Genomic DNA, 13,931 nt, shown 5'->3' on the forward strand with positions numbered 1-13,931 from the left:
CCATGTCCCGTCTCGAGCATTGGTTGCCCTGTCTCGGCTGGGCCAGGACCTACGATGCGAGATCCGCCGGCAGCGACGCGGTGGCGGCAATCATCGTCACGATCATGCTGATTCCGCAAAGCCTCGCTTACGCGATGCTGGCGGGTCTGCCGCCACATATCGGTCTTTATGCCAGCATCCTGCCGCTGATCGCCTATGGCATCTTCGGCACCAGCCGCACGCTCGCCGTTGGACCGGTCGCCGTCATCTCGCTGATGACGGCGGCGGCGGCGGCCAAGGTCGCGGCGCCGGGATCGCCCGCTTATATCGAGGCGGCGCTGATCCTCGCATTTCTCTCCGGCCTCATTCTGATCGCCATGGCCGTGACGCGGCTGGGCTTTCTCGCCAATTTCCTCAGCCATCCGGTGATCTCGGGTTTCATCAGTGCCTCGGGCCTTCTAATCGCTGCGAGCCAGATGAAACACATCCTGGGGATCCAGGCTGGCGGCGATACGCTGATCGATATCGTGGCGAATCTGGCCGGCGGCATCGGCGGGATCAATTGGCCGACCCTGATCATCGGCGCCGGCGCCACTGCCTTTCTGTTCTGGGTCCGCCGCGCACTCAAACCGCTCCTGATCCGCACCGGCCTCAATCCGCGCCTGGCCGACATCATCGCCAAGGCCGGACCGGTCGCGGCAATCGTGGCCTCGACCAGCGCGGTCGTCCTGCTGGGCCTGGAAAGCCAGGGTGTGCGGGTTGTCGGTGCCATTCCGCAAGGATTGCCGGCGCTCACCTGGCCGCGCTTCGATGCCGAATTGTGGTCGGACCTGCTGCCCGCCGCCTTGCTGCTGAGCCTGGTCGGCTTCGTGGAATCGATCTCGGTCGCGCAAACCTTGGCCGCCAAGCGCCGCCAGCGCATCCGGCCGGACAGCGAATTGCTGGGGCTGGGTGCCGCCAATCTCGCGGCCGCTTTCAGCGGCGGCTATCCGGTGACCGGCGGCTTCGCGCGCTCGGTGGTGAATTTCGACGCCGGCGCCGCGACACCCTTGGCCGGCGCCATGACGGCGCTCGGCATCCTGCTCACCACGCTGTTCCTGACGCCGCTCTTTCACTATCTGCCGCAGGCAGTCCTCGCCGCCACCATCATCGTCGCCGTGCTCTCGCTGGTCGATCTGACGGCGTTGCCGCGCGTCTGGCGCTATTCCCGGCACGATTTTCTGGCGATGGCGGCAACCATGATTGTGGTGCTGACAATCGGCGTCGAAGCCGGCATCGTCACCGGGATCGGGCTGTCGCTGGCGCTCTTCCTGTGGCGCACCAGCCGGCCGCATGTGGCGATCGTCGGTCTGGTGCCGGACACCGAGCATTTCCGCAATGTCGAGCGCCATGCCGTGCTGGTGAGCGAGAGCGTGCTCAGCCTGCGCATCGACGAAAGCCTCTACTTCGCCAATGCCCGCGCCCTCGAGGACCGCATCTATGCCGAGATGGCAAGCCGGCCGGCATTGCGTCACATCGTGCTGATGTGTCCCGCCGTCAATCTCATCGATGCCAGCGCATTGGAAAGCCTGGAGGCCATCCAGCACCGGTTGCGGGATGCCGGGATCGTGTTCCATCTCTCGGAGGTCAAGGGGCCGGTGATGGATGCCTTGCGCAACAGCCATTTCCTGGAAGACCTCGCCAGCAATGGCGGGCTGGTCTTCCTCAGCCAGTTCGAGGCCATGCGCAATCTCGACCCGGCCCTTCTCGCCGGCAAGCATGCCGATGGCCGGGCCATCCGTCCCACCGAGCCCTGTATCGGTGTCATGCGCAAGGAAACCGGGCTGCTTGACACGCCCGCCCTGGAATCAGCAAAATGAGACCTAAGGGGTTGACCGCGATCGCCCCGTGAGGCCTCGGCTGGAGTATCGCGTCCGGATCTCCCAATTTGGAGTGGACGTATCATGCCTGGCCCCGACACGATTTCCCCTCAACAGCTTTCCCGCTTGATCGGCACGGCCGATGCGCCGTGCCTCATCGATGTGCGGATGGATGACGATTTCGCCGCCGATCCGCGTCTTCTGCCCAGCGCCCGGCGACGCGATTATACCCGCGTCGCCGATTGGGCCGGAGAATATGACGGCTGCGATGTCGTCGTTACTTGCCAGAAGGGGCTGAAGCTCAGCCAGGGTGTTGCCGCCTGGCTACGCCAGGGCGGCATCCGCGCCGAGACATTGGATGGCGGCCACCTGGCGTGGGTGGAGGCCGGTGGCGTGCTGGTGAAGGATGCCACCTTTCCGCCGCGAGACGCCAAGGGCCGCACCATCTGGGTAACCCGCGCGCGGCCCAAGATCGACCGCATCGCCTGTCCGTGGCTCATCCGGCGCTTCATCGATCGCGACGCCATCTTTCTCTATGTCGCTGCGTCGGAGGTTCTCGCTGTGGCGGAACGCTTCAACGCGACGCCCTTCGACATCGACAATGTCTTCTGGAGTCATCGCGGCGCACTTTGCACGTTCGACGTGATGCTGGCGGAATTCGGCCTGCAATCGGCACCGCTGGATCGGCTCGCCACCATCGTGCGGGGCGCCGATACCGACCGGCTGGATCTTGCCCCGCAGGCTGCCGGCCTGCTCGCCGCTTCGCTGGGTCTGTCGCGCATGTACCGCGATGATCTCGCACAACTGGATGCCAGCATGCTGCTCTATGATTCCTTCTATCGCTGGTGTCGGGATGCGACGGGCGAGACTCACAATTGGCCGATGCCGGGGAGCGGCAATGGCGGCCGGGCATGAACCTCATGACAGAGGAGAAAATCGTGCCCGCCTTTCCAAGCTTCGCGGCGATGCTGCGGGTCTGGTTGAAGGTCGGCCTTTTATCCTTCGGCGGGCCGGCGGGACAGATCGCCCTCATGCACCGCGTGGTGGTCGACGAAAAACGCTGGATCGGCGAGCGTCGATTCCTGCAGGCGCTCAATTTCTGCAATTTGCTGCCCGGGCCGGAAGCGCAGCAGCTTGCGACCTATCTCGGCTGGCTGATGCATGGCGTCAAAGGCGGTCTCGCGGCGGGGCTTCTCTTCATCCTGCCCGGCGCCATCGTCATGCTGGGGCTATCGATCCTCTATGTGAGCCTGGGGCAAATGCCGCTGGTGGCGGCCCTTTTCTTCGGCTTGAAATGCGCGGTGCTGGTACTGGTGGTGGAAGCCTTGCTGCGGATAGGGCGCCGCGCGCTCAAGGGGCGCGCTGCCGTGGCAATGGCGGTGGGTGCTTTCCTGGCACTCTTCGTCCTGCAACTGCCCTTCCCGCTGGTGGTGCTGGGTGCGGGCCTCATCGGCGCGATGTTCCCGCAGGCCTTTCACGGCAGCGGTCACGGTACGGCATCGGACGACCACACCGCCCTGATAGACGCCGTGCTGGCGGCCGATCCCGGTCGCGCCCAGCGCCTGGCGAAAAGTGCTCGGCGCTTCGGATTGGTCGCAATCGTGCTGTGGCTGCTGCCGGTCGTGGTGCTCGTCGCCTTTGTCGGCGGCACCTATGCCGATATCGCCACCTTCTTCACCAAGATGGCCGTGGTCACCATCGGCGGGGCCTATGCTGTGCTTGCTTATGTGGCTCAGGACGCGGTCGAAACCTATCGCTGGCTGAGCTCGGCCGAGATGCTGACCGGCCTCGGCTTTGCCGAGACGACGCCGGGTCCGCTCATCCTGGTTCTGCAATTCGTGGGCTTCCTCGCCGGGCACAACGCAGCCGCCGGTCCCAGCGGCATGACGGGGGCGCTGCTCGCGACCTTGCTGACCCTGTGGGCCACCTTCGCGCCCTGCTTCGCCTTCGTGTTTCTGGGGGCCCCCGTGATCGAGAAGCTGCAAACCAACCGGGCACTCAGCGCCAGCCTCGCGGCGATCACGGCCGCGGTGGTCGGCGTCATCGCCAACCTTGCTTTGTGGTTCGGCCTGCGGGTTCTCTTTCAGGCACTTGCGCCGCTGACATTGGGTCCGGTGCAACTGGACTTACCAGTGCCGGCCAGCCTGGACGGGGTCGCGGCGGCCCTGTCCCTGCTGGCGGCCATCGCCCTGTTCCGCTTCCGCCTGGGTATTCCCGGAACCCTCGCTCTGACCTCCGCCTGCGGATTGGCGGTGGCACTGCTCTAAAACCGGGGTGGCGGCGTTTGGAGTCCGCCGCCACCCCGGCCTAGATCGCTTTTAGAGCGGATCAGGCGAGATCGAACCGGTCGAGATTCATGACCTTGGTCCAGGCGGCCACGAAATCAGCGACGAACTTCTTTTCCGCATCCGCGCTGCCATAGACTTCGACCAGGGCACGGAGCACGGAATTGGAGCCGAAGACGAGATCGACGCGGGTGCCGGTCCACTTCACGTCACCGGTCTTGCGGTCGCGGCCTTCATAGATTTCCTTCGCGTCGTCGGTCGCCTTCCATTCCGTGCCCATGTCGAGGAGGTTCACGAAGAAATCGTTGCCGAGCGTCTCCTTGCGCTGGGTAAAGACGCCGTGCTGCGCGCCGCCGACATTGGCACCCAGCACCCGCAGGCCACCCACCAGAACCGTGAGCTCGGGCGCCGTCAGCGTCAGCAGATTGGCCTTGTCGACCAGCAGATGCTCGGCCACCGAACCCAGCTTGCCCTTCTGGTAGTTGCGGAAGCCGTCGGCGATCGGTTCCAGCACGGCGAAGGCTTCAACATCGGTCTGCGCCTGGCTGGCATCGGTGCGGCCGGGGGCAAAGGGCACCGAGACATTATGCCCGGCTTTCTTCGCCGCTGCTTCAACCGCGGCATTGCCCGCAAGCACGATGAGATCAGCGAGCGAGATTTTCTTGCCGCCGCTCTGCGCCTTGTTGAACTCGGACTGGATGCCTTCCAGCACCTTCAGCACCTTCCCCAATTGCGCCGGCTGGTTAACCTCCCAATCCTTTTGCGGCGCGAGGCGGATGCGGGCGCCATTGGCACCGCCCCGCTTGTCCGAGCCGCGGAAGCTGGAGGCCGAGGCCCAGGCGGTCGTCACCAATTCGGAAACGGTCAGGCCCGACGCCAGCACCTTGGCCTTGAGCGTTGCAATGTCCGCATCCTCGACCAGCTTGTGATCCACCGCCGGCACCGGATCCTGCCAGATCAATTCCTCGGCCGGGACTTCCTTGCCGAGATAACGCGCCCGCGGTCCCATGTCGCGATGGGTGAGCTTGAACCAGGCGCGCGCGAAGGCATCGGCGAATTGATCCGGATTCTCGTGAAAGCGCCGCGAGATTTTTTCGTAGATCGGATCGGCGCGCAGGGCGATATCGGTGGTCAGCATGGCAGGCGTGCGGCGCTTCGTCGGATCGAAGGGATCCGGCACGGAATTGGCGCCGGCGCCGCCCTTGGGGATCCATTGATGGGCCCCCGCCGGGCTTTTGGTCAATTCCCATTCATAGCCGAACAGGTTCCAGAAGAAATTGTTGCTCCATTTGGTGGGCGTCGTGGTCCAGATGACTTCGAGCCCGCTGGTGATGGCATCGCCGCCCTTGCCCGAGCCATAGCTGCTCTTCCAGCCCAAGCCCTGTTCCTCGAGACCCGCGGCTTCGGGTTCTGGGCCCACATGGGTGGCTGGGCCGGCGCCATGAGTCTTGCCGAAGGTATGGCCACCGGCGATCAGCGCCACGGTTTCCTCGTCATCCATCGCCATGCGCTTGAAGGTTTCGCGGATGTCCTTGGCCGCGGCCAGCGGATCTGGATTGCCGTCCGGGCCTTCCGGATTGACATAGATGAGGCCCATCTGCACGGCGCCGAGATTGCCTTCGAGCTGGCGCTCGCCGGAATAGCGCTTATCCCCGGCAAGCCAGGCGGTTTCGGAACCCCAATAGACATTGGTTTCCGGTTCCCACACATCGGCACGACCGCCGCCGAAACCGAAGGTCTTGAAGCCCATGGATTCGAGGGCGACGTTGCCGGTGAGGATGATGAGATCGGCCCAGGAAATTTTGCGACCGTATTTCTGCTTCACCGGCCAGATCAGGCGGCGCGCCTTGTCGAGGCTGACATTGTCGGGCCAGGAGTTCAAAGGCGCGAAGCGTTGTTGCCCGCCGCCGGCACCGCCGCGCCCGTCACCGATGCGATAGGTGCCGGCGCTATGCCAGGCCATGCGGATGAAAAGCGGGCCGTAATGGCCGAAATCGGCCGGCCACCAATCCTGCGAGCTTGTCATCAGCGCGCGGAGATCCTGCTTCACGGCCTCAAGATCGAGGCTCTTGAACTCCTTCGCATAATCGAAATCCTCGCCCATCGGATCGGAGCGGCTGGAATGCTGGTTGAGAATGTCGAGGCGCAGTTGATTGGGCCACCAATCACGGTTTGACGTGCCGCCGCTGGCGGGATTGTGGAACGGACATTTGGCTTCGGCTTTGACGTCATTCATGGCGGCGGCTCCTTGCTATTCTCGTTGGCAACATTTTCGGGGGCGGGCAATTAAACTGAGCATCTTGGGGATCATCATGCGCCCATCGACCGGGGGCGTGAAATTGATAGTCCCGTACGCGGTGATGGATAAAATCGATCAGACTTGCCGGATCGCCGCATCCGGGGACGCGGCTGCACATGATTTGTGTGCACCTGCACTACGACGATGGTCGGTATTCCCGATCCCGCCCGCTTAACCCAGCATTAAGCCCGCGAGCGATATGCTTGTTTGAATTGTAATGCGTCAATCTTTTCCCCGGCATGACGGATGATGCAGATGCGGTTAAGTCTAGCCAAGGCGGTCATTCTGTTCGGCGTGCTGATTGCGGCGGGTTTCGCGGCTGTCTTTGGCACCAGCTGGCTGGCGCTTAACGAATTGAAGGTCGGCGGCCCGCTCTATCGCCAGATCGTACTCGGCAAGGACCTCATTGCCGATGTGCTGCCGCCACCCGCTTATGTGATCGAGTCCTATCTGGAAGCGACGCTCGCGGTCGACAACCCGGAGCAACTGGCAGAACGTCGAGATCGCCTGGTGCAATTGCGCAAGGATTACGACCAGCGCCACGGATTCTGGCTGACGGCAGATTATAATCCTAGCATTCGGCGCGTGCTGACCGAAGACAGCCATGCCGAGGTGATGAAATTCTTCGCTTCCGTCGACCGGCTGCTGCCAGCCATCGAAAGCGCAGACTCAGCCGCGATCGACGCGGCCTATCAGGGAGTCACGGCGGCCTATCTCGCCCACCGCAAGGTCGTCGACCGGATCGTCGCCGACGCCACCGCCGCCAATCTGGAGGTGGAACAACGCGCGGCGGCGGCAGACCGCGATTTCCTGATGATCAATTGGGCTGTCAGCATCGGCGTGCTGATCCTGGTGGTGGGCGGTACCGTCGCCATTGCGCTGGGCATCATCCGCCCGATCATCCGCATGACCGGCGTGATGACGGCGCTCGCCGCTGGCAATCGCGACATCGAGATTCCCTCGACCGGACGCCGGGACGAGATCGGCGAGATGGCGCAGGCGGTGCAAATCTTCCGCGACAATGCTCGCGAGAATGATACCTTGCGGCGGCAGCAGGAGGCCGAGCGCAAGCGCAGCGACGAAGAGCTGAAGCGCGAGATGCTGGCCTTGACCGAGACGCTGGAGAACGAAGTCCGCGAGACCGTGGGCGATATTTCGGCCCAGGCAACCAAGCTTTCCGACAACGCAGCGCATCTTACCCAGGTCGCGATCAATCTCGACAACATGGCGCGTGAGGTGAGCGCGCTGGTTCACGAGACCAATCGCAGCGTCGAGACCGTCGCCAGCGCCACCGAAGAATTGGAAGCGTCCAGTCGCGCGATTTCGAGTCAGATCGACAATTCATCGAAACTGGCAGCAAAGGCGCGCGAAGGCGCCGAAAAGGCCAATACTCAAGTGACCGGCCTTGCCGAGACGGCGGGCAGTATCGGCAATGTCGTGACCATGATCCAGGACATCGCCGCCCGCACGCGCATGCTGGCCTTGAACGCCACCATCGAGGCCGCGCGGGCCGGCGAGCTTGGCCGCGGCTTTGCCGTCGTCGCCGATGAGGTGAAGAGTCTTGCCCGCCAGACCGAAGAAGGCATCAGCGAGGTCAGCACCCAGGCGGAAGAAATCACCCGCTCGACCGGAGAAGCGGTTGATGTTGTCACTTCCGTCGCCGGCGGCATCCGCGACATCGACGCCGTCACCATCGAAGTCGCCCGGGCGGCCGAGGAACAGCGCGCGGCCACTGCCGAGATCATGCAGAGTGCCGGTCAGGCGGCGCAATCGACGCGGTCCGTCGCCGAGAATGTCGAGCGCATGCTGGAAGGTGTCGAGGCGACCGGAGCGACGGCCAAGCAGGTCAATGAATTGTCGGCCCTGGTCAATCGCGACATCGGCGCCCTGCAACAGCGTCTCTATGTGATTCTGCGTTCATCGATTGGCGGCGGTCGCGGTGGTGCACCGCGGCGCACCGCGGCGATCGCTTTCAGGGGCGAGTTCGGCGGCCAGGTGGTCACCGGATTTACCGGCGATGTTTCGGCCAGCGGCGTCCTGGTGATTGCCGATGGCAATGTCGCGCTGAAGCCGGGTGAGGGGAGCTGTGAACTCAAGGATGTGGGCCGCTTCCGGGCCAAGCTGACCGCGCAGGATCCGCTGGGTGTCCATATCCAGTTCATCGAGCCCGGCACGGAGGCGCTCGCAGCGCTTGAGCGGAAGCTGGAATCCGTCGGCAAAGAGGACCAGCCTTTCATGGAATTGGCCGCCGATGTCGCCAAACAGGCAACCGAGGCGCTCAGCCATACTATCGAGGCGCACGAGATCAGCGTCGACGATCTCTTCGATACTGAATACGAGCCGATCATCGGAACCGACCCGCAACAGGTCATGTCGAAACACACCCTGCTGGTCGAGCGCCTGTTCCCGCCGATTATCGAAGCGGCGCTCGGCCACGACCCCAAAATCGTCTTCTGCTGCGTCACCGATCGCAAGGGCCATATCGCCGCCCATAACAAGAAATATTCGCATCCGCAGAAACCGGGCGAGACCGTGTGGAATACCGCCAATGCCCGCAACCGCCGCGTCTTCAGCGACCGTGCCGGCACGCTGGCCGGCCGCGCCACCAATCTCCTCGTCCAGACCTATGCCCGTGATATGGGCGGCGGCAAATTCGTCGTCCTCAAGGAAATCGATGCGCCGATCAAAGTGAGCAACCGGCATTGGGGCGCCGTCCGGATGGCCCTCAAACTGTCGTAAAGCCAGCGACGATTTCGGTTCTTTGCGGCGCCCGGGAACTCGTCTATACGGGATTCCGGTCAAGGCTGAGCCAGCTTGCGAGCCAAGCCCTCTCCAAAGGAGCCTGGTATGCCAACACCCGTCGACAGACAGCCGGTTATCACGCCGCGCGGGCGCGAACTTCCCGAAGGGGCCGGCATTGCCTTCGATGCCAAAGGCCTGGCGCGGGACATCCTGCGCAAGGCGCGGGCGGCGGTGCTCTCGACACTCGATTCTGGCAGCGGCTATCCCTTCGGCTCGGTCACCAATATCGCGACCGGTTACGACGGTACGCCGATCTTCTTTGCCGCCCTGCTGGCGGTGCACAGCCGCAATATCCTCGCCGACAGCCGTGTCGCCCTGACGCTGGCCGATCTTGGCAAGGGCGATGCGCTGGCGCAGCCACGCCTCGGCCTGGTCGGCCGCGCCAGCCTGATCGAGGACAATCTCGAAGCGGCGCAACAGCGCTACTTGCGGCGGCATCCCAAGGGCAAGCTCTATCTTGCGCTGCCCGATGCCCGCATGTTCCGGGTCACGCTCGAGGGTGTCCATCTGGGTGCAGGGCCCGGCCGCAATGCCGCACAGCTCGTGCCCGCCGATCTCGTGACAGATCTCGGCGACGCGCAATCTCTGATCGCTGCCGAGGCAGAGGAAATCGCCGCCCTCAATACCGATGCGCCGGCGATCGAACGTCTGACACGCGCGGCAGGCCTCAATCCGGGCAAGTGGAAGATCATCGGCATCGATCCAGACGGTATCGATCTCATCGACGGCGATGAAACCGGTCGGTTCAATTTTGACGGCAGAATCTGCACACCGAACGAGCTTCGCGCCGCTCTGGCCAGGATCTGAGCCGCCCGCTATTCTTCCGTCATGAGCGACGACGAAACCATGCTGCCGGCCGAATATGCCGCCGCTTTCGGCCAATTGGCCGCCTGGGCAGGGGAAGCGGCGCTCGGCGATACGGGAAAGCGCGCTGACGGATCGCCGGACAATAATATCTGCGCGCTGCCCTATGGCGATTTTTTCGCGCGCTTTTGCGATCGCCTGAACGATTGGCTGGGACCCTTCGCGCGAATCTCGGTTGCCTTTGAAGTGCTGCATCCGGAACTTTCCGGCGGCACGCTCTATTGGCGCGATGGCGTCATCGAGCAAACGCAGATCATGCGCGCCGCCATCCTGACCTTCGAGGATTATCTGAAATCACCTGTCTACGAGGCCGAGCAGACCAACCGGCCCTGGCGCTGGCGTGCGGGAGAACCGGTCCCCGACATGCAATTGATCCGCAGCCTGCACGAACAGGGTGTGACCGATTACATTCTCTTCCCGCTGCCCATACAGGATGCCAGCCGCACCACCACCATGTCCTTTGCGACACGTCGCCCGGGCGGTTTCGCGGCACTCGGCGGCGGTGAGGACGGTCTCCTACTGCTGCGCCGGATTGCCTGGCTGATGACACCCTTTGCCGAGCGCGTCGCCTTGCGCCTCATCGCCATCGATTTGCTGGATTCCTATGTCGGCAAAATTGCTGGCAAGCGCGTTTATGCCGGACAGATCGAACGTGGCGCCATCGACCCCATCGAGGCAGCGATCCTCGTCGCCGATCTTCGCGGCTTCACGGCGCTGAGCGGCCGGATCGGCGAGAATGCCCTGGTCGCTTTGCTCAACCGCTATTTCGATACCCTGGGCAATGCCATTGAAGCGCAGGATGGCCAAATACTGAAATTCATGGGCGATGGCTTGCTGGCTGTCTTTCCGCTCATTGGCAACGATCATGCGGGCATCTGCCGCCGCGCCCTCGATGCCGCCCGCGGCGCACGAGTCAATCTGGCAGCCCTCAACGTCGAACTTGCGCAAGAGGGGCAGAAGCCGATCGATTTCGGCATCGGCCTTCATATCGGCACCGTCGCCTTCGGCAATATCGGCACCAAGACACGGCTCGATTTCACCGTGATCGGCCCCGCCGTCAACGAAGCCAGCCGCATTCAGGACCTCACCAAGGAATTGGCAATGCCGATCCTGGCGTCGGGCGATTTCGCCGCGGCCGTGGAGAATGAGATGCTGGCCGTGGGCATACGGCAGGTGCGCGGTATCGCCGATCCGATCGCCTTGTTCGCGCCGCGCTGATCGGCCGCAATGCGGCCAAATGCCGTCTTCGTTTCGACGTAGATGATTGTTATTCTAATTCCAGATTTAGCCACGCCAGATCCGGCGCTCAGGTGAGCGCGGAAGGAGCGGTCTTATGGACACAGCGACGGCCGAAGCCCTGCTTCTCGCGCGCATTCAATTTGCCGCGAACATTTCGTTCCACATTCTCTTCCCCACCATCACCATTGCCCTCGGCTGGGCGCTGCTCTTTTTCAAGCTGATGCATGACCGCGCCAAGGCCGCAGGCGAAGATGGGTCGCATTGGATGTCGGCCTATCGCTTCTGGGTCAAGGTCTTCGCCCTGTCCTTTGCCATGGGTGTGGTATCCGGCATCACCATGAGCTTCCAGTTCGGCACCAATTGGCCGGGCTTCATGGAGAAGGTCGGCAACATCGCCGGGCCGCTTCTGGCCTATGAAGTGATGACCGCGTTTTTCCTGGAAGCTGTGTTCCTCGGCATCATGCTGTTCGGTTATCGCCGCGTGCCCAATTGGCTGCATACCCTGGCGACCGTGCTGGTGGCGGGCGGAACCACGGCCTCGGCCTTCTGGATTCTGGCGCTGAATTCCTGGATGCATACGCCGGCGGGTTACGAGATGCGCGACGGTGTCGCCCATGCGGTGGATTGGGTGGCGATCATCTTCAACCCCTCCTTCCCCTATCGCCTGGTCCATATGCTGCTGGCCTCCGGCCTCACCGTGAGTTTCCTCATGGCGGGTCTTTCCGCCTTGCGCTGGTATTGGGGCGATCGCGGGCGTGATCTTCGCGTGGCGTTGAAGGCCGGCGTGTTCACGGCGGCGATCCTCATCCCGCTGCAGATCCTTGCCGGCGATCTTCACGGCCTCAACACGCTGGAGCATCAGCCGCAGAAGGTAGCGGCGATGGAGGCGAATTGGGAGACGGGGCCCAATGTGCCGCTGATCCTCTTCGCCTGGCCCGACGAGGCGACACGCAGCAACAAGCTTGAGATCGCCGTGCCGGACGGTGCCAGCCTGATCCTGCGCCACGAGGCACAAGGTGTCGTGCCCGGCCTCAACGATTATGTCGGCGCGCATCCGCCGGTGGCACCGCTCTTCTTCGCCTTCCGTATCATGGTGGGTCTGGGCCTGCTGATGCTCGCGGTCTCCTGGCTGGGCGCCTTCATCCTGCTGCGGAAACGCGATCTGCCGCGGCCCCTGATCCTTACCTTCGCGGCAATGACCTTCTCGGGCTGGGTGGCGACCTTGGCCGGCTGGTATGTGACCGAGATCGGCCGCCAGCCTTATCTCGTCACCGGCATCCTGAAGACGGCGGAGGCGGCCAGCGATGTACCGGCGCCGATGATCGGCCTCAGCCTCGGCCTCTATCTCATCGTCTACGCGACGCTGATCACGGCCTATATGTTCGTCCTCACCAGACTTGCCTACAAGGCCGCCAAGGGCGACAAGCCCGCGCCCGGCCAAAAGGTCGAGGCCGGCGCTTTCGCGGCGGCGGAGTAGAAACCATGCTGACACTCTTCGGCGATCCGACCATCTGGCTGCCTTTGACCTTTGCCGGCCTCATGGGTATTTCGATCCTGGTCTATGTCGTGCTTGATGGTTTCGATCTCGGCATCGGCATGCTCTTCGCGCTTGGCGACGAGACCGAGCAGGACCGCATGATGGCCTCAATCGGCCCCTTCTGGGATGCCAACGAGACCTGGCTGGTGCTGGCGGTGGGCCTGCTGCTGGTGGCGTTTCCCATCGCCCACGGCGTCATTCTTTCGACGCTTTATCTGCCGGTCGCCCTGATGCTGATCGGCCTGATCCTGCGCGGCGTTGCCTTCGAGTTCCGCGCCAAATCCGATGGCCTAGCGAAACGCCGCTGGAGCCGCGTCTTCATCGGCGGCTCGCTGGCGACCGCCCTGACCCAGGGCTACATGCTGGGTATCTATGTGATGGGTCTGGAACAGAGCCCGGCCACCATCGCCTTCGGCCTCTTGACTGCGATCTGCATGGTGGCCGGCTATATGCTGGTGGGTGCCACCTGGCTCATCATCAAGATGGAAGGCCCCTTGCAGCGCCGAGCCGTCGCCTGGGCGCGGCGCAGCCTGATCTTCGCCGCGATCGGCATGGCGGCGATCTCGCTGGCCTCCCCCTTCGTCAGCGCCCGTATCTTCGAAAAATGGTTCGGCGGGTTCGAGATCCTGTGGCTCGCCCCCTTGCCCCTCGGCTCGGCGGCGATCTTCATTGCCCTCTTCCTGCTGCTCCGGCGCCTGCCGGATCCCACCGACCGCTTGCGGCACCTGCCCTTCATCGCGGTGACCGGTCTTTTCATCCTCGCCTTCGCCGGTCTCGCCTATTCCTTCTATCCCTTCGTCGTCCCCGACCGTCTCACCCTGTTCGAGGCAGCGGCGGCCCCGGAGAGCCTGCTCATCATCCTGGCCGGCGCGCTTTTCGTGCTGCCCGCGATCCTGGGTTATTCGGCCCTCTCCTATCGTGTCTTCCGCGGCAAGGCGACGCCCCTCAGCTACGATTGAGCCTCTTTCTAACCATTTGAAACAACACATTTGTTGCGCAGCATTTTTGGGATGCTGCGGGGCCTCTGAACCACCTCACCGGCCGCTGCGTAAGAAGCCCGGAGAAGC

At 63.4% G+C, this 13,931-nt stretch carries 9 protein-coding genes; 8 read left to right on the forward strand and 1 reads right to left on the reverse strand.

Annotated features, from left to right (window positions below; translation table 11 throughout):
- Nucleotides 1-2 precede the first annotated feature (2 nt).
- The 3 genes from ACE3PR_RS06620 (at nucleotide 3) to chrA (ending at nucleotide 4,105) form a co-directional block, all read left to right on the forward strand.
- Complete coding sequence (locus ACE3PR_RS06620) at nucleotides 3-1,838, forward strand: SulP family inorganic anion transporter (RefSeq protein WP_374369500.1); 1,836 nt, start codon at nucleotides 3-5, stop codon at nucleotides 1,836-1,838.
- Between the two features lie 84 nt (nucleotides 1,839-1,922).
- A complete protein-coding gene (locus tag ACE3PR_RS06625; RefSeq protein WP_374369502.1) occupies nucleotides 1,923-2,753 on the forward strand; it encodes a chromate resistance protein ChrB domain-containing protein in 831 nt (276 codons plus the stop codon).
- Nucleotides 2,750-4,105 (forward strand): chromate efflux transporter, encoded by a 1,356-nt coding sequence (gene chrA / locus ACE3PR_RS06630; protein WP_374369504.1) that lies wholly within the window; start codon nucleotides 2,750-2,752, stop codon nucleotides 4,103-4,105. Before ACE3PR_RS06625 ends, chrA begins: the two co-directional genes overlap by 4 nt.
- A gap of 61 nt (nucleotides 4,106-4,166) precedes the next feature.
- Here chrA and katG read toward each other — a convergent pair whose 3' ends face one another.
- On the reverse strand, nucleotides 4,167-6,359 hold the full coding sequence (katG, locus tag ACE3PR_RS06635) for a catalase/peroxidase HPI (protein ID WP_374369506.1): 2,193 nt from the start codon (nucleotides 6,357-6,359) through the stop codon (nucleotides 4,167-4,169).
- 318 nt (nucleotides 6,360-6,677) lie between these two features.
- Between katG and ACE3PR_RS06640 the strand changes: the two genes are divergently transcribed.
- The 5 genes from ACE3PR_RS06640 to ACE3PR_RS06660 all read left to right on the forward strand — a co-directional run bounded on the left by ACE3PR_RS06640 (nucleotide 6,678) and on the right by ACE3PR_RS06660 (nucleotide 13,823).
- Entirely contained in the window at nucleotides 6,678-9,161 is a 2,484-nt protein-coding gene (locus tag ACE3PR_RS06640; RefSeq protein ID WP_374369508.1) for a methyl-accepting chemotaxis protein, read from the forward strand.
- A gap of 108 nt (nucleotides 9,162-9,269) precedes the next feature.
- Nucleotides 9,270-10,031, forward strand: coding sequence for a HugZ family protein (locus ACE3PR_RS06645; RefSeq protein ID WP_374369510.1), 762 nt, complete (start codon nucleotides 9,270-9,272; stop codon nucleotides 10,029-10,031).
- A 21-nt stretch (nucleotides 10,032-10,052) separates the two neighbouring features.
- Nucleotides 10,053-11,306 carry an adenylate/guanylate cyclase domain-containing protein gene (locus ACE3PR_RS06650; protein WP_374369511.1) on the forward strand — a complete coding sequence of 418 codons (1,254 nt, stop codon included), beginning with the start codon at nucleotides 10,053-10,055 and terminating at the stop codon, nucleotides 11,304-11,306.
- 115 nt (nucleotides 11,307-11,421) lie between these two features.
- Nucleotides 11,422-12,804: a cytochrome ubiquinol oxidase subunit I gene (locus tag ACE3PR_RS06655; RefSeq protein ID WP_374369513.1), complete on the forward strand. Its 1,383-nt coding sequence runs from the start codon at nucleotides 11,422-11,424 to the stop codon at nucleotides 12,802-12,804.
- A 5-nt stretch (nucleotides 12,805-12,809) separates the two neighbouring features.
- The gene (locus ACE3PR_RS06660; RefSeq protein WP_374369515.1) at nucleotides 12,810-13,823 is read left to right on the forward strand and encodes a cytochrome d ubiquinol oxidase subunit II; all 1,014 of its coding nucleotides are present in this window, start codon (nucleotides 12,810-12,812) and stop codon (nucleotides 13,821-13,823) included.
- The last annotated feature ends 108 nt before the right edge of the window (nucleotides 13,824-13,931 follow it).

It is taken from the genome of Dongia sp. (assembly GCF_041909655.1).
In the GTDB taxonomy this organism is placed as follows: domain Bacteria; phylum Pseudomonadota; class Alphaproteobacteria; order Dongiales; family Dongiaceae; genus Dongia.